This window comes from Meiothermus sp. QL-1, from assembly GCF_003351145.1.
Lineage (GTDB): Bacteria > Deinococcota > Deinococci > Deinococcales > Thermaceae > Meiothermus.
This window is the reverse complement of sequence record NZ_QQSV01000003.1, coordinates 64951-82572: the sequence shown is the minus strand read 5'-3', so window position 1 is coordinate 82572 and position 17622 is coordinate 64951. Positions and strand designations below refer to the sequence as shown.

The 17622-nt window shown below is 67.4% G+C and carries 17 protein-coding genes; 2 read left to right on the top strand and 15 right to left on the bottom strand.

Annotated elements, in window-relative coordinates; all coding sequences use genetic code 11:
* Nucleotides 1–27 precede the first annotated feature (27 nt).
* The gene (gene pyrF, locus DV704_RS05170; protein ID WP_114798505.1) at nt 28–807 is read left to right on the top strand and encodes an orotidine-5'-phosphate decarboxylase; all 780 of its coding nucleotides are present in this window, start codon (nt 28–30) and stop codon (nt 805–807) included.
* Here the strand turns inward: pyrF and DV704_RS05165 are convergent.
* From DV704_RS05165 to era, 10 genes are all read right to left on the bottom strand, one after another.
* Nucleotides 797–3565, bottom strand: coding sequence for a hypothetical protein (locus DV704_RS05165; protein ID WP_114798663.1), 2769 nt, complete (start codon nt 3563–3565; stop codon nt 797–799). The two genes, pyrF and DV704_RS05165, sit on opposite strands and share 11 nt — an antisense overlap.
* Before the next feature lie 78 nt (nt 3566–3643).
* On the bottom strand, nt 3644–5137 hold the full coding sequence (gene pxpB, locus DV704_RS05160) for a 5-oxoprolinase subunit PxpB (RefSeq protein WP_114798504.1): 1494 nt from the start codon (nt 5135–5137) through the stop codon (nt 3644–3646).
* The gene (locus DV704_RS05155) at nt 5138–5890 is read right to left on the bottom strand and encodes a LamB/YcsF family protein (RefSeq protein ID WP_114798503.1); all 753 of its coding nucleotides are present in this window, start codon (nt 5888–5890) and stop codon (nt 5138–5140) included.
* 12 nt (nt 5891–5902) lie between these two features.
* A complete protein-coding gene (locus DV704_RS05150; RefSeq protein ID WP_114798502.1) occupies nt 5903–7207 on the bottom strand; it encodes a TRAP transporter large permease in 1305 nt (434 codons plus the stop codon).
* A 3-nt stretch (nt 7208–7210) separates the two neighbouring features.
* On the bottom strand, nt 7211–7717 hold the full coding sequence (locus DV704_RS05145) for a TRAP transporter small permease (protein WP_114798501.1): 507 nt from the start codon (nt 7715–7717) through the stop codon (nt 7211–7213).
* Between the two features lie 57 nt (nt 7718–7774).
* Nucleotides 7775–8740: a TRAP transporter substrate-binding protein gene (locus tag DV704_RS05140; protein WP_114798500.1), complete on the bottom strand. Its 966-nt coding sequence runs from the start codon at nt 8738–8740 to the stop codon at nt 7775–7777.
* A 10-nt stretch (nt 8741–8750) separates the two neighbouring features.
* Nucleotides 8751–9566, bottom strand: coding sequence for an IclR family transcriptional regulator (locus tag DV704_RS05135; protein ID WP_114798499.1), 816 nt, complete (start codon nt 9564–9566; stop codon nt 8751–8753).
* Between the two features lie 79 nt (nt 9567–9645).
* Nucleotides 9646–10623: a deoxyhypusine synthase family protein gene (locus DV704_RS05130; protein ID WP_114798498.1), complete on the bottom strand. Its 978-nt coding sequence runs from the start codon at nt 10621–10623 to the stop codon at nt 9646–9648.
* Between the two features lie 119 nt (nt 10624–10742).
* Nucleotides 10743–10952 (bottom strand): DUF2905 domain-containing protein, encoded by a 210-nt coding sequence (locus tag DV704_RS05125; RefSeq protein WP_114798497.1) that lies wholly within the window; start codon nt 10950–10952, stop codon nt 10743–10745.
* On the bottom strand, nt 10952–11848 hold the full coding sequence (gene era / locus DV704_RS05120) for a GTPase Era (protein WP_114798496.1): 897 nt from the start codon (nt 11846–11848) through the stop codon (nt 10952–10954). Before era ends, DV704_RS05125 begins: the two co-directional genes overlap by 1 nt.
* A 23-nt stretch (nt 11849–11871) precedes the next feature.
* Here era and dprA point away from each other — a divergent pair, with 23 nt between their 5' ends.
* Nucleotides 11872–12903, top strand: coding sequence for a DNA-processing protein DprA (gene dprA / locus DV704_RS05115; protein WP_233498252.1), 1032 nt, complete (start codon nt 11872–11874; stop codon nt 12901–12903).
* Here dprA and dusA read toward each other — a convergent pair.
* The 5 genes from dusA to DV704_RS05090 all read right to left on the bottom strand — a co-directional run bounded on the left by dusA (nt 12857) and on the right by DV704_RS05090 (nt 17570).
* Nucleotides 12857–13873: a tRNA dihydrouridine(20/20a) synthase DusA gene (dusA, locus tag DV704_RS05110; protein WP_114798494.1), complete on the bottom strand. Its 1017-nt coding sequence runs from the start codon at nt 13871–13873 to the stop codon at nt 12857–12859. The genes dprA and dusA overlap by 47 nt on opposite strands.
* Nucleotides 13874–13875: 2 nt before the next feature.
* A complete protein-coding gene (locus DV704_RS05105) occupies nt 13876–14325 on the bottom strand; it encodes a PD-(D/E)XK nuclease superfamily protein (protein WP_114798493.1) in 450 nt (149 codons plus the stop codon).
* The gene (locus DV704_RS05100; protein ID WP_369910966.1) at nt 14326–15126 is read right to left on the bottom strand and encodes a DNA adenine methylase; all 801 of its coding nucleotides are present in this window, start codon (nt 15124–15126) and stop codon (nt 14326–14328) included.
* Nucleotides 15127–15130: 4 nt separating this feature from the next.
* Entirely contained in the window at nt 15131–16147 is a 1017-nt protein-coding gene (gene ispH / locus DV704_RS05095; RefSeq protein WP_114798492.1) for a 4-hydroxy-3-methylbut-2-enyl diphosphate reductase, read from the bottom strand.
* A 61-nt stretch (nt 16148–16208) separates the two neighbouring features.
* On the bottom strand, nt 16209–17570 hold the full coding sequence (locus DV704_RS05090) for a tetratricopeptide repeat protein (protein WP_114798491.1): 1362 nt from the start codon (nt 17568–17570) through the stop codon (nt 16209–16211).
* Nucleotides 17571–17622 lie beyond the last annotated feature (52 nt).

The following is a 17622-nucleotide window of genomic DNA, read 5'->3' as shown; positions in this document are numbered from 1 at the left end:
CTGCTGACAGAGGGTAGGCTTGGGGGGATGGAGTTCGTGGAGGAAGTGCTGCAACGCCCCCCCCTGGTGCTGGGGGTGGACCCCCGGCCCGAGCTGCACGGCAAGGAGCCGCTGGCCCATATCCGCCGCTACACACTGGAGCTCATGGAGGCCCTGGCCGGCAGGCTCTGCGCGGTCAAGTTTCAGGCCGCCTTCTTCGAGGCCCTGGGTCCAGCCGGCTTCGCCCTGATGCACGAGCTGATCGTCGCGGCCCGGGTGCTCTCCTTGCCGGTGATTGTAGATGCCAAACGGGGTGACATCGGCCCCACCGCCGAGGCCTACGCCAGGGCCTACCTCGAGGCCTACCCCGGCTCGGCCCTGACGGCAAACCCTTATCTGGGAAGCGATGCCCTGGAACCCTTTTTCCAAGCCGCCCAGCGAAGCGGGGGGGCGGTCTTTGTGCTGGTCAAGACCTCCAACCCCGGCTCCGGGCTTTTCCAGGACCTGCCCCTGGCCCGGGGGGGCGCCCTCTACCAGGCCGTGGCGGATTACCTGGCCCAGGAAGCCGAGCAGCAGCGGGTGGGCGACTGGTCGCGCGTGGCGGCGGTGGTGGGGGCCACCTACCCCGAAGGGGTGCACGAGGTGCGCCGGCGGATGCCGCGCAGCCTCCTCCTCCTGCCTGGGCTGGGGGCCCAGGGCGGGTCGGCCCTGCGGGGGCCCGGCCTTCTGAACGCGGCCAGCCGGGCGCTTTACTACCCCGAGGGCCGGCCCCACCTGGAGGGGGCCCTGCGCCAGGCCGAGGCCTACCTCGCGGCCCTCAACCCTTGAGGGCCTGGCGGTAGATCTGCGGAGCGAACTCGGCCAGGGCCCGCAGGAAGCCGGTGACCCCCCGGGCCCGGCCTGGGGTGATGTAGACCGGCACCCCCAGGTTCTCCGCCTCCAGGCGCACCGGCTCAGATAGGTCGTGCCCCACGTAGCTGCTGATGATCATGAGGCCATGGGCCCGCTCCAAGCGGCTGTGGATACGCCGCAAAACCTCCCGCCCGGCGGTATAGCTGTCGGAGTCGAACCAGTCGAGCTCCAGGCCCTGGGCCTTGAGGAAGGGGCTGATGCGGCTTTTGAGCTGGGTGTGCCCCCCCACCACAATCAGGTACTCCCCGTGAAAGCGCGGCAGCCCCTCGCGCAGCAGGCCCTCGGGGGTGGCGCCGGCAAAGGCATCGGGGGTGCCCTCGAGCTGGGCCAGGGCCCGCGAGGTGGCCTTCAGCTCCTCCAGATAAAGCTGGAGCTCGGGGTCGGTGGGGTTCAGGAAAAGCAGGTTGCGCAGAATCTCCCGCGAGAGCTCGAGGTCCTTCTCCCAGTAGTAGGCGATCTCCAGGGCCTTGCGCCAGGTCTCGATGGCCTTCTGGTAGGCCCCGGTGCGCTCGTAATGCTCGGCCAGGTCGTAGAGCACCTCCAGGGCCTCGGGGTTGCGGGCCAGCTCCGCAAGCAGGAGCCCCTCGGCCCCCAGGGCCTGTCCGGCGTTGTAGAGCGCGGCCAGATACCGCCCCCGCACCGTCTCGGCCTCCTGGCTTTGCGAGAAGCTACGCGAGAGGCGGTAGGCCAGCTCGAGGTGCTCCAAAGGAGGCTCGCTGGTCTCCTCCAGGCTCTGGGCCAGCATGCGAAAGGCCTCCCAGGGGCCCTCCAAGGCCTCCACCAGCTTCAGCACCGGCTCGATGTCGCTGAAGTGGCTGAGCCCCGCCTCGCGCACCCGGCCCAGGAACTCCCGGGCCAGCACCGGCTCACCGGCCTCCAGGGCCTCCTGGGCCAGCTCGAAAAGCTGGGGCACCGCGTAGGCCCGGTGGGCGTGGGCCCGCTTATGGTCGCCCAGCACCTCCAGCACCGGGTAGCCCAGGGCCCGCTTGGACTGGGCCAGCAGGTGGTAGGCCAGCCCGGCCGGCTCCCCCCGGGAGGCCCGCGCCGCCCGCTCGAGGTAGCGCACCGCCTCCTCGTGCCGCCCCTCGCGGTGGCGCAGCATGCCCAACGCCAGCAGGGCGGTGGCATCCTCGGCCCGGGCCACCGCGTCGGTCAGGTAGGGCTCGACCTCCTTCAAGTCGTCCAGCGGCACCCGGTCCAAAGCCTCGGGGCCCCGCACCTTGAGGCCTGCCAGGGCCAGCCCCAACGCCCCGTGGGACTCGCCTAGCACATATAGCCGCTGGGCATAGCGGGCCGCCCGGCCCCACAGCCCCTGCTGCAAGGCGGCCTGCAGGCCGATGCGCAAAAGCCCCCGGGTCAGGAGTTCGGGCGAGAGGTCCTCCACGAACTCCACCCGCCGGCTCACCTCGCTCCACTCCCCCTCGCGGCAAAGGCGCAGCACCCGCTCCTCGGTGCGCTCCAGGGCAGCCTTCAAGTAGAGCTGGGCCTCGGGCAGGCCGCACTCGTAGAGCTGGCGGAGGGCATCGGACAGCCGGCCCAGGCCCAGGTACACCTTGCCCAGGGCCAGCTTGTACCGTCCCCCCCGGCTGGCCAGGGCCTCCAGCCGCGGCAGAGCGCGGCGGTAGTCCTCCAGCTCAGCCCAGCACAAAGCCCGCAGATCTTCGGCCTCGGGCCGGCCCGCCCGGGCCAGGGCCGCATCAGCCTCGGCGTAGCGCGAGAGGGCCAGCAGAGCCCGCCCCCGCAGGTAGGCCAGCTCCCCCACCGCCTCAGGGGGCACCCGGGCCAGCACCTCGGCGTAGTCCCCTGCTTCCAGCCAGGCCCAGACCTCCTCCACCCGCAGCGAGGGGCTGGCTGGGGCGGGCTCCAGGACGAGCGGAGCAGGCTCGGCAACCTCGGGCTGAAGCGCCAGGGGCATCCGCGCCACGATAAGCACATAGTCCCCATCGCCCACCTGCTCCACCCCTTCAAAGCCCAGGGCCAGCAGGGCCCGCTGGAAGGCCTGGGGATTTTTACCCAGGAAGGGGCCGTGGCCGTAAAAAAGGAGCCCCCCCGGCTTCAACAACCCTTCCAGGCCCCTAAGCCGCCGCGCGAAGTCGAAGTGGCGCAGGTAGTCGGGCTCGCTCAGGCTGGGCGGTATATCGCCCAAATAGCCCTCGGGCAGGCAGGATAGCAGGAGCACCGCGTCCATGGGAGGCAGCCCCGTCTGGTAGGGGAACCAGCCCTCGTGCCAGCGCACGGCCTCCCCGGTGCGCACCTGGCCCAGGGCCACTGCCTCGCCCACCCCCTCCAGGGCATGCCACTCCAGCTCGGGCCGGGCCTCCTGCAGCAGCTTGACCAGGCCCCCGGTGAAGGCCCCCACCTCCAGCACCCGGCCCTCTTTGGGCAGATGGCCGGGCAGGGCCTCCAGGTAGAACTCCATGAAGGGGAGGTGCATGGCGTAGACCAACCCCTCCAGGCGCTCCCGTGGGTGCTGCAGGAGCTCGGTGTAGAAACTTCGCACCGCCTCCAGGTCGCCCCCCTGGGCCTTCAGGTAGGCCTGCCAGGCGCTCACGATAGGTCTTCGCCTGGCCGGACTGCCAATTCGCCGCGCCAGCTCCTTTTCGAAGTGCCCCGGCGAAAGCGGGCCGTTGATGTGGAACTGGCTGCGCAGGTACCGCCGAACCCCGGTATCCACCAGAACCTCCCCTCGCAAGTTGGTGTGTATTCTGCCAGGTTCGGCACTGGATGTAAACTACACCGAGTTTCCGATTACTTATGTGAAAGCAACGAAGCGCACCTCCTCCCCCGGCCGGAGCTGGCCTAGCCGGAAGAGGTCGGCGGGGTGCACCAGGGCCGGCTTGGCATACCCCCCCATCCGGCCCCGGTCGTGGAGGAGGACCAGGGGCTGGCCCTGGGGCGTGATCTGGATGGCCCCCAGGGGGGTGGCCTCGCTGATAAGCTCCCCGCCGGGCACCCGGGGCCCCTCGAGCCGCAGCCCCATACGGTCGCCCGCGGTTAGGGTATAGGGGGCCGAGGTGAGGGCCTCCAGGGCTTCCGGCGTGTGCTGGGGCCCTGGCAAAAGCCGCACCACCGCCGGGGCTAGCTCGGGCAGAGCGTGGGCAAAGCCGGGCCGCACCGCCCGGGGCGAGGCCACCCCCAGCACGTCCCCCGCCCGCAGGGGACGGCCCACCCGACCCCGCACATCCGCGCTGGCGCTACCGTAAAAGCGCCGGCTCTCGAGCCCCCCAGCCAGGGCCAGGTAGCCCCGGGCCCCCTGGGCCAGGCTCTGGAAGCGAAGCACATCCCCCCTACCAAGGGCAAAGCTCTGGCCTGCGGGCAGGGGCTCACCGTTTCGCAAGGGCCTCATCCCGTAGCCGGCAAAGGCCACCACCGCCGGTGCTAAGGCCCGCAAAACCGGCCCCTTCAGGGTGAACTCCAGCAGCGGAGTCCCGGGTGGGTTGCCCACCAGGGCGTTGGCCAGCCGGGCCGAGCGCGCATCCAGCGGCCCCCCTGCCGCCAGGCCCAGGTGCCCGGCGAGCCGCCGCCCCCCGTCCACCACCAAGTCCAGCAGACCCGGCTCCTCCACCCGCAGCACCGGGTACAGCGGCTCCGGCGGCAGCAGCTCTAAAGGCTCTGGCAAGGGTGGGGTGGGGCCCCAGGCCGGCACGAAACGCACCCGGTCGCCCGCTTGCAGGTAAAAGGGCTCGGACCGGTGGGGGTCGTATACCTGCACCAGCGCCGTCCCCAGAAGATGCCAGCCCCCAGGCGAGGGCAGGGGGTAGATGCCGGTCTGGTCCCCTGCTATGGCTACCGCGTGGGCTGGGACCTGCGGGCGCGGGGTGCTGCGGCGGGGCAGCCGCAGGGCCTCGGGCAGCGGCCCCAAAAAGGGAAACCCGGGGGTGAAGCCGGTGGCGAAGACCCAGTAGAGGGGCCGGCTGTGGAGCCGAACCACCTCCTCCGCAGAAAGCCCAGTGGCCCCGGCCACCCAGGCCAGATCGGGCCCATCGTAGCGCACCGGTATCTCCACACACCGCCCTGAAGCAGCCTCGGGCAACCTCTCCAGGTGCTGCTCCACCCAGCGCCGCACCCGCCCCTCGCTCGTTTGTTCTGCGTCGAACTCCACGTAGAGATTCACATAACCCGGCACCAAATCGGTCACCCCAGGCAGGGGATGGCACAATAGCGCCCGCACCAGAGCCTGCATCCGGGCGCTGGCTTCCGGGTCGAGCCGGCTGGCAAAAGGCAGGTAGAAACCGGTGAGGGTCATCTAGTAGGCCTGGATTTCCACCCCCTCGCGCAAAAGGGCCTCCCGCACCGCCCGCGCGATGGCCACTGCCGCTGGATTGTCGCCGTGGATGCAGAGGGTCTCGGCCTGCACCGCCACCCTCCCCCCGTCCACCGCCTCCACCCAGCCCTCCAGCACCATAGCCACCGCCCGGCGGGCGGCCATCTCCGGGTCGTGAATCCAGGCCCCTGGGGTACCCCGCGGGGCCAGGCGGCCGTCTTTGGTATAGCCCCGCTCGGGAAAGGCCTCGGCCACGGTCCTGAGGCCAATCCGCCGGGCCTCAGCCTCCAGAGGGGTGTTGGGCAGCACCACCAGCGGCAGGGCCGGATCGAAGTCCTTCACCGCCTGGGCGATGGCCAAAGCGGTGGGCGCATCGCGGGTGGCCCGGTTGTAGAGGGCCCCGTGGGGCTTCACGTGGTGCAGGGCCATCCCGGCCGCGCGCAGAAAGCCCGAAAGCGCCCCTATCTGGTAGAGCACATCGGCGTAGACCTCCTCCGGGCTGGCCGAAAGCTCCCGCCGGCCAAACCCCACCCGGTCGGGAAAACCGGGGTGAGCCCCCACCGCAATGCCGGCTTTTCGGGCCAGCTCGAGGGTGCGCCTTATGGTCAGGGGGTCGCCCGCATGAAAGCCGCAGGCCACGTTGACCGAACTCAGCAAGGGGAAGAGCTCCTCATCCTGTCCTAGCCGCCAGGGGCCAAAGGACTCCCCCGCGTCGGCGTTCAGGTCTATCCGCACACCGCCTCCTTTCTAACCTCGGGTCATGGTCCGCGGCAACCAGGTTGCAATCTCGGGGAAGAGGGTTATGAGAAAAGCCGCCAAAAGCAGCAGGAACAAAAAGGGCAGGGCCGAGCGGGCGATGGCGAAGATGTCCCGCCCCGAAAGCCCCTGCAGCACAAAGAGGTTGAAGCCCACCGGGGGGGTAATCTGGGCCAGCTCCACCGCAATTATCAAGAAGATGCCGAACCAGAGTAGGTCAATCCCCATGGCCTTGGCCAGGGGCAGGATGACCGAGGTGGTGAGCACGATAATGGAAATCCCGTCCAAAAAAGCCCCCAGCACCAAAAAAACCACCATAAGCACCGCCAAGAAGGCGTACTTGGAAAGCCCCAGCTCCCCCACCCAGGCCGCCAAGGCCGCCGGAATGCCGGTGAAGCCCATAGCCATGCTCAGCACCGCCGCCCCGGCCAGAATGAAGCCAATCATGCTGCTGGTACGCACCGCTCCGGTGAGGCTCTCCCAGAAGCTGCTCCAGCTCAGGCTGCGGCTCCACCAGGCAATCAGGAGCGCCCCCAAAACCCCCAGGCTGGCCGCCTCGGTAGGGGTGGCCACCCCAGCGTAGATGGAGCCAATCACAGCAGACATCAGCAAAACCAGAGGCAGAATCTTCAGCGTCCTGCGCAGGCGCTCGCCCAGCGGCAAGGGCGGGTCGGGCGGAGGCATCCTGCGCGCATGGAGCAGACCAGAGATGAATATCCAGGCCATGAAGAGGAGCAAAACCAGAAGCCCCGGCAAAAGCCCGGCGATGAAAAGCCGGGCCACCGAAACCTCGGCCGCCACCCCGTAGACGATCATCATCACCGAAGGGGGAATCAGAAGGCCCAGGGTACCCGAGCCGGCCAGCGAGCCCAGCACCAACCGCTCGGGGTAGCCCCGCCTCAGCAGCTCGGGCAGGGCGATCTTGCCCACGGTGGCGGTGGTGGCCGCCGAGGAGCCGATGACCGCGGCAAAGAGGCCCGAGGCCAGCACGTTGACGTGCAGCAAGCGACCAGGAATGCGCCCAAGCCAGGGCGCAAGCCCCTCGAAGAGGTCGGCGGCCAGGCGGGTGCGGTAGAGGATCTCCCCCATCCAGATGAACATGGGCAGCGCGGCCAAGGACCAGCTCGAGACCGCGCTCCACAGGCTGCTGGCCACGCCGGCACCGGGCTCGGTGTTGGCGAAGAACTGGAGCCCCACCCACCCTACCCCCAAGAGCGCGAGGGCAATCCACACCCCACTGCCCAGGAACAGGATGAGGAGGAGCAGCAAGAAAAGCGCAACCTGGGTTAGCTCCATGGCCTACTCCTGCCCCTGGCCCTCGGAGAGGTAGGCAGGCCACTCGCCCCGCAGCAGGGCCGCCAGGGTGTCCGCCAGGGCTATGGTGAAGACGGAAAGCCCCAGGGCCAGGAGGCTTTGGGGCAGCCATAGGGGCAGGGGCAAAAGCCCCGGGGCCAGGTCGCCGAAAACATAGGAGTTCCACACCTGCCGCCAAAGCTGAGCGGCCGCGTAGGCCGAGACCAGGAGCGAGAAGCCCCCCACGGCAAGCTCTACCCACCGCCGGGCTCTGCCCGAAAGCCGCCGGAGGAGCACCGCCACCCGGATATGCCCCCCAGCGCGCAGGGTGGAGGCCAGGGCTAGAAAGACCGCCCCTGCCATGGCAAAACCCGCCAGTTCATTGGCTGAGGGAACCACCAGCCCCAAAAACCGCCCCACAATCTGGGCCAGGGTCACCGCGAATATGAAGACCACCAAAAGCGCCGCTAAAACCCCCGAGAGGCGGTACAGCCCGTCCAGAAAGCCTCGCATACTCCCTCGCAAGGCCCCCCGGTGAGGGCGCCTGCACCCTCCCAGGGGGCCTTCGGCCTACCTGCCTAAGTAGGCCCGGTAGATGTTGACCCCGGTAGCCCCCGCCCGCCGGAGCCACTCGTTGACCATGGTCTCGCCCACCTTCCTGAGGTCGGCCACCAGCTGGGGGCTCGGCTGCAGCACCTGCATGCCCCGCTGGGCCAGGATGGCGGTCTTGCTAGAGGCCTCGCGCTGGCTGGCCTCCCAGCCCCGCTGCTCGGCCCGCCGGGCCGCGGCCAGCAGGGCCTCGCGGTCGGCGGGGCTCAGGCTTTCGAGGGCCCGGCGATTGACCACGACCATGTTCTTGGGAATCCAGGCCCTGAGGTCGTAGAAGAAACGGGCGAAGTCCCAGGCCTGGCTGTCCACCCCGGTGGAGGGGGAGGTGATCATGGCCTCCACGATGCCGGTGGCGAAGGCCTGGGGAATGTCGGCGGCCTCTACCTGGGTGGGAATCATCCCGGTCAGCTCGGCGATGCGGGCGGTGGCCGGGTTGAAGGCGCGGAAGCGGAGGCCCCTAAGGTCGGCTGCGCTGTTGATGGGTTTCTTGGTGTAGAGCCCCTGCCCGGGCCAGGGCACCGAGAACAGGAGCACCATCCCGCGCCGGGCGAGCCAGTTCTCAATCTCGCCCTTGGAGACCCGGTAGAGCCGCTGGGCGTCCTCGTAGCTGGAGACCAGGAAGGGAATCGAGTCCAGGGCGAAGATGGGGTTCTCGTTGGCCAGAAGCGAGATCAGCACCTCACCTAGCTGGATCTGGCCGTTGCGCACCGCGGGCAGGATCTGGGGGTGGGGCAGCAAGGAGGCCCCGCTGTTTACCCGGATCACCACCCGCCCCTGGGTGGCGGCCTCGACCTCCCGGGCGAACTCCCGGATGTTGATGGTGTGGAAGTTGCCGTCGGGGTAGGGGGTGGCCATGGTCCAGGTCTGGCTCTGGGCCACGGCTAGGCTTAGGGCCAGGCTCAGGACAAAAGCTATCCAACTCCGCATACTTCCCTCCTTATGGCTTGGCAGCCATCAGCGACGCCAAAAAACCCTCCGGGTCGGCCGGCCAAGGACCGGTGAACCCGAGGTGGTTGGAGACCTCCTGGGCCGCCTGGTTCAGGGCCTCCAGATAGGCCCGAAGATTGCGCCCCTCCCGGTACGCAGCCTCGGCCCCGGCCAGGCTCAAGGCCGCCAGCACCTCGCCCTCGGGGCCCCGCACAGGGGCGGCCAGCTCAGCGGAGTGGGGCTCGAGCTCGCCAAAGCTGGCGGCGAAGCCCGTCCGCCGGGTCTCCTCGAGCAAAGCCCAAAGCCGGGCCCGCTCCACCGGGGTGGCTGGGGTGTAGCGCCGGCGCTCCCCTTCGAGGACGCGGGCCTGAAGGGCCTCGGGAGCAAAGGCCAGCAACAGCCGGGTGGAGGCCCCCGCATAAAGCGGGGCCCGCCGACCGGGGGCGATGTAGAGGCGCACCCGCGCCTTGGCCTCCACCACCTCCAGGTACACCCCCTCCTCCCCCTCGCGCACCACCCACTGCACCGACTGGCCGGTCTTATCGCGGAGGGCCTGCATCCAGGGCAGCGCCACCCACCGAGCCGGGTAGGCCGTTTTGACCAGGGCACCTAGGTATACGAACCTCGAGCCCAGGCGGTAGCGTCCGTTCTCCCGCACCACCAGGCCGTGCCGCTCCAGCGCCCGCAGGCTGCGCAGGCAGGTGGCCTTGGGCCAGCCCGTCGCCCGCGCAAGCTCGGCCAGGGTCCAGTAGGGCCGCTCCTCGCTGAAAAGGCCAAGGAGGTGGAGGGGGCGCTCAAGGGTGGGGATGGGCGGACTTTGTTCCATTGAACAAACCACCTTTTTTTTGAATGAAACCTACCCAAGAGCACCTTACCGCACGCCCCCAGGCCTGTCAAGGCAGGGCCTACCAGCCCAGCACGATGGCAAAGATCAGGGGCGCCACAATGGAGGCGTCCGACTCAATCATGAACTTGGGCGTATCCACCCCCAGCTTGCCCCAGGTGATCTTCTCCCCCGGCACCGCACCGGAGTAAGAACCGTAGCTGGTGGTGGAGTCAGAGATCTGGCAGAAGTAGCCCCAGACCGGAACATCCGTGCGCCCCATGTCCTGGTGCAGCATGGGCACCACGCAGATGGGAAAGTCGCCCGCAATACCGCCCCCAATCTGGAAGAAACCAATGGAGCGTTCCCGGCTGGTGCGCTCATACCAGCAGGCCAGCTCCATCATGTACTCAATCCCGGTGCGCACGGTGTGCACATTCCTGATGCGGCCGCTCAGGCAATGCCCGGCGTACATGTTGCCGGTGGTGGAGTCCTCCCAACCAGGCACCACAATGGGCAGGTTCTTCTCAGCAGCGGCCACCACCCAGCTATCCTTGGGGTCGATCTGGTAGTAGGGCTCCAATTTCCCCTTCCGAATGATGCGGTATACGAACTCGTGGGGGAAAAAGCGTTCCCCAGCCCGGTCGGCTGCCTCCCACTCCTCCAAAAGCGCGGCCTCCAACCGCCGCATGGCCTCCATCTCGGGGATGCAGGTGTCGGTCACCCGGTTGAGGTGGCGCTTCAGCAGCCGCTCCTCGTCCGCTGCGGTGAGCTCGCGCCAGTTGGGAATGCGCTCGTAGTGGTGGTGGGCCACCAGGTTGAAGAGGTCCTCCTCCAGGTTGGCCCCGGTGGTGCTGATGGCGTGCACCTTGTCCTGCCGAATCATCTCGGCCAGGGAAAGGCCCAGCTCGGCGGTGCTCATGGCCCCGGCCAGCGTGACCATCATCGCCCCGCCCCCATTCAGGTGGGCCCGGTAGGCCTCAGCCGCCTCGACCAGGGTAGCGGCGTTGAAGTGGCGGAAGTTATGCTTGAGAAACTTGGTGACTTCCCCGTTCGCCATAGAATACCTCCACGCTCGCGGGGTGGGCGAGAATGGCTCCCCCCTTGTACGCCAGGAGCAAAACTCCAAGGGTTAGAGTCTAGCCTAAAAGCCCAAAGAAGCAAGGAATGCGCTCTCAATTAGCGGAACCAGCGCAAAAAAAGGCTCAGCAACAGGCTTACCAAAAGCATGGAGGTAAGGGGGAAGTAAAAGCGAAATCCATCCCGCTCAATACGGATGTCCCCCGGCAGACGGCCAAACCAGTTCAGCAGGCCTGGGGCGTAGAGCCAGATGAGCCCCAGCAAAACCAAAAAAAGCCCTATAAAAAGCAGGATTCGCCCCGGCTCCATCACACGTACCCCAGCTCCCGCAGCGCTTCGGGATCCTTGCGCCAGTTGGGGTAGACCCTGACCTCGAGCTCCAGGTAGACCTTGCGGGCCAGGAAGACCTCGAGCTGCTTCCTGGCCGCAGCGCCAATCTCCCGGAGCATCCGCCCTCCTGCGCCGATCAGGATGGGCTTGTGGTTTTCCCGCTCCACGTAGATGATGACCCGGATGTAGAACACCCCGTTCTCACGTGGGCTCATCTCCTCGGTCTTGGTGGCGATGGTGTAGGGCAGCTCCTCCTTGAGGCGCTTCATGGCTTCCTCGCGCACGATTTCCGCCGCCCACTCCTCGGCGCTCTGGTCGCCCTTGGCGTAGTTCTCCGGGTAGAAGAAGGGCCCCTCAGGCAGCAAGGCCAAGAGCTCCTCGCGAATCGCGCGGGCATCCCTCTCCTCCTGGGCCGAGATCATGCGGGTCTCCAGCCCTGGCAGAAGCTCGGCGTAGGCCCGCATCGCGTCCTCGGGGTACCGGGCCGCGTCCACCTTGTTCCCCACCAATAGGATGGGCACCTGCCCCTTGAGGGGGCGCAACGCCCGGGCCACCAACCCGTCCTCCGGGGTGGGAGGGTGGCGCAGGTCCACCAACCAGACCACCGCGTTCACCTCGGCCAGGGCCTCGGTGATCTGGCGCAGCATGTACTCGCTCAGGGCATCGGCGGCTTCGTGCCAGCCGGGGGTATCCACGAACACGATCTGCCGGTTGCCCTCGGTGTACACCCCGCGCACCCGCTTGCGGGTGGTCTGGGGCTTGGGACTGATGGGGGCCACCTTGACCCCCAGCATCACATTGAGCAGGGTGGACTTGCCCACGTTGGGCTTGCCCACCAAAGCCACAAAACCAGAGTAGGTGCGCTCGTCCCTCACCGCCTTAGTATAGAACGGCCCCTATGAGCTATCCTATGGCGATGCCCGACCCCCTGGCCCTGGCTCTGACCCCTGGAATCGGCCCCAAACGTTTCTTGCAGGCCCTCCAAACCGACTTGAGCCCCGAAGCCCTGGCCGAGACCCTGGGGCTCGAGGTGGCCCGGGCCTACCACCAAACCCTGCGGGCAGGCCGGGCCGATCAGGAGCGCGAAAGGGCCCAGCAGATGGGCTTCCGGATTATTGGCCTGTGGGAGGCCGCGTACCCAGAAGAGCTGCGCCATCTGGAAAGCCCGCCTCTGGTGCTCTACCTGAAGGGCGAACTGCCCCCCTCCGGCCCCGTGCTGAGCATCGTGGGCACCCGCCGGGCCAGCCCCTGGGCCCTGGCCTGGACCCAGCGGGTGGCCCGCGAGCTCGCGCAGGCCGGGGTGAGCATCCTCTCAGGGTTGGCCCTGGGAATTGACACCGCCGCCCACCGGGGGGCCCTGGAGGGCGGTGGCTACACCCTGGGGGTGCTGGGCAGCGGCCTGGACCGCCCCTACCCACCGCAAAACCGTCCCTTGGCCGAACAAATCTCCCTGCTCTCGGAGTTCCCCCTGGGCACCCCCCCACAGCCCGGGCTCTTCCCCCGGCGCAACCGGATCGTGGCCGCGCTGGCCCAGGCGGTGCTGGTGGTAGAGGCGCCGGAAAAAAGCGGCAGCCTTATAACCGCCCGGTTCGCCCTCGAGCTGGGGCGCGAGGTGCTGGCCGTGCCGGGCCGGCCCGGGGATGCGGCCTCGGTGGGCACCAACCGGCTGATCCAGGACGGGGCCCACCTGGTGCTCCAGGCCGAGGATGTGCTAAACCTCCTGGGCGTGCGGGTCCCCAAGAAGCAGGAGGGCGGGCTGGAGGGGGCTGAGGCCCAGGTCTACCGGGTCTTGCTTGAGCTCAACGGGGCCCTACCGGAGGAGGTTTCCCAGGCCACCGGCCTCTCCACCAGCGAAACCCTGGCCCTCCTGACCTTGCTGGAGATCAAAGGGCTGGCCCAAAGCAGCGGCGGACGCTACCTGCCCGCGTAAGCACCTGCTCCAAAGCCTCCTCCAGCACCTCCACCCCCGCACCGGGCCGGCAGGCCCGCTCAGACAGGAAGCGCCGCCAGAGCCTGCCCCCCGGCTGGCCCTTGAAGAGGTTCAAGAGGTGGCGGGCGACGGCCCAGAGAGAGACCCCCTGCCCTAGCTGGGCCCGGGCATACGCCATCATCTGCCGCGCCACCCCCACCCGGTCTACCGAGCGCCTGAGCCCAAAAAAGCGCGCATCGGCCTCGGCCAGCACAAAGGGGTCCTCATACACCGCCCGCCCCAGCATTACCCCGTCCACATGCGCCAGGTGGGCCTCCACCTCGTCCAGGGTGCGCACCCCCCCGTTGAGCACCACGGTCAGATGGGGGAAGTCCTGCTTGAGCCGGTAGACCCACTCGTAGCGCAGCGGGGGCACGCTGCGGTTCTCCGCCGGCGATAGCCCTCGCAGATAAGCCTTTCGGGCATGCACGATGAAGACCTGCACCCCCACCTTAGCCAGCCGCTCGACAAAGCGGGCCAGGTAACGGTAGTCCTCCACCTCGTCCACCCCCAACCGGTGCTTGGCCGTGACCGGGATCCGCACCGCCCGGCGCATGGCCGCCATGCACTCGGCCACCCGCTCGGGCTCGAGCATCAAGCAGGCTCCAAACCCACCCCCCTGCACCCGCTCAGAAGGACAGCCCAGGTTCAGGTTCACCTCGTCGTAGCCCCACTGCTCCCCAATTCTGGCCGCCTCGGCCAGCCGCTCCGGCAGCGAGCCCCCTAGCTGGAGGGCCACCGGGTGTTCCTCAGGGTTGTAGTCCAGCAGCCTTTTGCGATTGCCAAGCAGGATGGACTGGTCCACCACCATCTCGGTGTAAAGGCGCGTCTTTTGGGTAATAAGCCGCACCAGGTAGCGAAAATGCCGGTCGGTCCAGTCCATCATGGGGGCCACGGACAGAAGCCATGGGTTGTTCGTTGCTCTAACCATGCTCAAATAGACCTACTGTTGACCATGTTCATAAAATCGTAGAAGTCAAGTATGCGAATGTTGCTGCAGCCGGGTAGGAACTCGTGCAATCCTCCTTTCACGTACCAATCCTTCAGACTCCATCCATTTCCCGCCAGAACGATGTAGGCCTTCTGCGCAGAAAGCGTAATCTGATCCTTCTGACAAAATGCAGTGATGTTTCCGCGACGAATTAGGTCCGATAAGCGAATGACCTCAAAAGGTATTTTCTCCTCCGTCGTACCGCTGGTGCCCTGCCACTTCACGGAAATCAACACCTGCTTCGGCTGGGTGACCACAAAGTCCAGTACGTGCTGCCGACCAGCCAGAGCTCCCGGAACTCGCACCTGGCGGCAGAATCCGTAACCACTTGTTTTCAGCGCGGTCGCCAGGATGTTTTCAAAGGTCTTTCCTGAGCCGGTCTTTGGGGGCATCTACACTCCTTTATACGCAAGCATCTCCTGAGAGGGCCTGCGGTCCCCGTTGCAGCTGATTCGCCTGGGCGCTTGCAAGATTTCGATCTGAAATCCTAGCCCGCTATATAGGTCGAGGATCCTCTCTGAAGCCTGGTTGGAGGCCACCACCGGCACATCCAGGGCAGCCAACCACCTGGCCAGGCGAACCTGGTCCTCCCAGGTGAAGTCCTCAGCGCTGTACTGAGTGAACTCCACGTCGTAAGGCGGGTCGGCGTAGACGAAATCCCCCACCTCGACCCCGACCAAAGCGAAGTCCCCTACCCTGAACTCCCAGTCCTTGAGGAGGAGCCTGAAAGGCCCAAAGTCGGTGAGGTAGGTGATGCTTTTGTACCGCCCGAAGGGCACGTTGAAAAAACCTTTCCGATTGAAACGGCAAAGCCCATTGTAGCAGGTCCGGTTCAGGTAGTAGAAAAGCAAAGCGGCCTCTGCCGTGTCGGCCTGTCCGTTTTTTATGAGAGCGTTGAAGCGGGCCCGGTTGGCCAGGTAAACCTCCCGGCTGTTCTCGAACCTGACACCCCCCACCCTCAGGCCATGCTTCAGGTGACAGTAGAAGTTGATGAGATGGGGGTTTACATCGTTCAAAAGGGCCCTTTCAGGCATCAGCGACAGAGCTACTGCCATGCCCCCCACAAAGGGCTCTACCAGCCGCCTCCGAGCGTGCTTCGACCAGAAGCGCTCCCGAAGAAGAGGGGCCAGCCAGCGCTTGCCGCCCGCCCACTTCAGGGGCGGTGAGCAGGGTGTCTCAATCAAAGGCTGCACTATCTCACCGCTGGCTGGCCCACCACTCCTCTGGCGAGATCCGCCTGGGCTCGCGGAACTCAATATCCTCCCACTCGCCTTCCTCAACCACCTCAAGGGCAGGGTTCTGCTCCCGGAAGTAGGCCACCACCTCCTGCACCAGGTCGTCTGGGGTAGAGGCCGCCGAGGTAACCCCCACCCGGCGCACCCCGTGGAGCCACTCGGGCCGGATGTCCGCTGCGGTGCTGATGCGGTAGGCCCGGCCCACCAGGCCCTGGGCCAGTTCCAAAAGGCGCATGCCGTTGGAAGAGGCCACGCTGGTCAGCACCAAGAAGAGGTCCACATAAGGGGCTATCCGCTTGACCGCGTCCTGGCGGTTCTTGGTGGCGTAGCAGAGGTCGCTGCGGCTAGGCACCACCAGCCTGGGAAAACGAGCCTTCAGAATCTCGATGGTGGCTAGGGTGTCGTCTACCGAAAGGGTGGTCTGGGTCAGCACCACCACCCTTTCCGGGTCGGGCACCTCCACCGTACGGGGGTCGGCCAGGCGGGGGTCGCGCCCCACATGGGTGTGCACCGCCACCAGGATGGTGCGGTCGGGGGCCTCGCCGCGGGTGCCCTTGATCTCCTGGTGGTCGGCAGAGTCGCCTATCAGAAGGATCCAGTAGCCCTCGCGGGCGTAACGCTTGGCCTCGTTGTGCACCTTGGTCACCAGCGGGCAGGTGGCGTCGATCTGGTGCAGACCGCGCTCGGCTGCCTCGCGCCGCAACCAGGGGGGAATGCCGTGGGCCGAGAAAACCACCGTGTTCGCCAGCCGCCTACCAGCCCTACGCAGCGCCTCCACCTCGGCCAGGTCCTCCACAAAGTGCACCCCATACCGCTCTTCCAGGCGCCGGGTCACCACCTCGTTGTGCACGATGGCGTGGTAAACCACCAGCTCCCCCTCCGCCCGCAGCGCCTGGGCAGCCTTTTCCACCGCCTCGATGGCCATCACCACCCCCGCGCAAAAGCCCCGGGGCTTGGCCAGGTATAGCCGCTCGACCATGCCAGGGCCTACCATAACACAGACCCGGGCCCATAGCTGTGGCGCAGCGCCCCCCCGACGCCTAGTTGAGGGTGCGGCTGCCCATCAGACCTCGAGCCCGCTCGGCATAGCTGCGCAGGGTTTGATACCACTCATCGGCGGGGTGAATGTAGGGCAGCACCGCCTGGCTGCGGGAGAGTATCTCGTCGGGGCGGCGAAAGCCTAGCTGGGCCAGGGTGTCCACCACCATCTGCTGCGCGGTGATCCAGTCCCGACTGCCCTCGGGAGAAGCCTCGCAGGCCCGCGTGTAGTGCTCCAGGGCCTCCTCGAAGTGCATCAGGTCGTAGGCGATGTTGCCCAGAATCAGGTGCCCACCCCCCTCATTGCCCCGCTCAATGGCCTGCCGGGCAGCCTGTTCAGCCTCCTCATAGCGCCCCTGGCGGTAGTAAACCTCGGCCAGGTCCCCGCAGGCCTCGCCCATGTACTCGTACTCCGGGTCGCGCAGAACCTCCCGCAAAGCAGCCTCAGCCTCGGCCAGCTCACCCGCTTCCAGATAGGCCACCGCCAGCTCGTGCAGGGCGTAGCTCCGGTCCACGCCCTCGGCCCGCCGCGCCGCCTCGCGAAAGGCCTCGACGGCCTCCTGGGGCTGGCCTAGCTGCATCAGGGCCTGGCCGTGCACCAAAGGGGTGCCATAGGCCGGCTCGGCCCCCTGCCGCTCCTTCTCCAAGGCCTGCTGAATGGCCTCCAGGGCCAGGCTGGGGTTGCCCAGGAGCAGGTGGCTCCTGGCCTCCAGGTAGTGGCGGGTGGCCGCATCCTCGGGGTCTTCTACCTCGAGGACCTCCTGGGCTGCCTCGCGCAGGACCTCCAACGCCTCCTGGCCCAGGCCCGCCTCCACGAACATGGCCGCAGCATCGATCAGATTCCAGTAGCGCTCCATGCCCAGGGCCAGCCGGGCCGCCTCCCGGTAGGCCTGGGCCGCCTCCACCGCCCGGCCCAGGCGCTCGTAGGCCTTGCCCCGCAGGGTGTGGGCCCGCCACTTCAAAAAGGCGGGCAGCTTCAGGGGCCGGCTCAGGATCTCCAGCGCCTCCTCGACCCGCCCCAGGTACATCAGGGCCTGGGCCTGGTGGTACAGGGCCTGTGGGTCATCGGTCTCGGGCAAAAGCCGCCGCACATCCTCCTCCGAGGCCCCCTCCAGCGCCCGCACCTCCCCCAAAAGCGCGCGGTAGCGGGGGTGGGCCTCGAGCCCCGGCAGGCTCCCCAACCCCTCCTCCAAGGCCCGATTGACCCCCTCAACCCCCCCTTCGCCATAAAGGGAGTAGGCCTCGGCCAGGAGCAGGGCCACCTCGGCAGCCTCCTCGCCCTGGGCCAGCGCCAGCGCGCGCACCAGCACCTCAAAGGCCGTATCGTAGTCCCCTTGGTGGAGGGCCTCCAAGACCGCTTGCATCACCCCATCATAAGGGGGAGGAGCGCAAACCTTCAGCCGTGAGCCAAGCCAC

What these genes read in the sequence shown, in the direction of transcription:
- ispH (WP_114798492.1), bottom strand. Translation starts at nt 16,147, where the DNA reads ATGGTCGAGCGGCTATACCTGGCCAAGCCCCGGGGCTTTTGCGCGGGG.
- DV704_RS05090 (WP_114798491.1), bottom strand. Translation starts at nt 17,570, where the DNA reads ATGCAAGCGGTCTTGGAGGCCCTCCACCAAGGGGACTACGATACGGCC.
- DV704_RS05125 (WP_114798497.1), bottom strand. Translation starts at nt 10,952, where the DNA reads ATGGAGCCGGGGCGAATCCTGCTTTTTATAGGGCTTTTTTTGGTTTTG.
- DV704_RS05130 (WP_114798498.1), bottom strand. Translation starts at nt 10,623, where the DNA reads ATGGCGAACGGGGAAGTCACCAAGTTTCTCAAGCATAACTTCCGCCAC.
- DV704_RS05145 (WP_114798501.1), bottom strand. Translation starts at nt 7,717, where the DNA reads ATGCGAGGCTTTCTGGACGGGCTGTACCGCCTCTCGGGGGTTTTAGCG.
- dprA (WP_233498252.1), top strand. Translation starts at nt 11,872, where the DNA reads ATGAGCTATCCTATGGCGATGCCCGACCCCCTGGCCCTGGCTCTGACC.
- DV704_RS05135 (WP_114798499.1), bottom strand. Translation starts at nt 9,566, where the DNA reads ATGGAACAAAGTCCGCCCATCCCCACCCTTGAGCGCCCCCTCCACCTC.
- pxpB (WP_114798504.1), bottom strand. Translation starts at nt 5,137, where the DNA reads ATGACCCTCACCGGTTTCTACCTGCCTTTTGCCAGCCGGCTCGACCCG.
- pyrF (WP_114798505.1), top strand. Translation starts at nt 28, where the DNA reads ATGGAGTTCGTGGAGGAAGTGCTGCAACGCCCCCCCCTGGTGCTGGGG.
- DV704_RS05140 (WP_114798500.1), bottom strand. Translation starts at nt 8,740, where the DNA reads ATGCGGAGTTGGATAGCTTTTGTCCTGAGCCTGGCCCTAAGCCTAGCC.
- DV704_RS05150 (WP_114798502.1), bottom strand. Translation starts at nt 7,207, where the DNA reads ATGGAGCTAACCCAGGTTGCGCTTTTCTTGCTGCTCCTCCTCATCCTG.
- dusA (WP_114798494.1), bottom strand. Translation starts at nt 13,873, where the DNA reads ATGGTTAGAGCAACGAACAACCCATGGCTTCTGTCCGTGGCCCCCATG.
- DV704_RS05105 (WP_114798493.1), bottom strand. Translation starts at nt 14,325, where the DNA reads ATGCCCCCAAAGACCGGCTCAGGAAAGACCTTTGAAAACATCCTGGCG.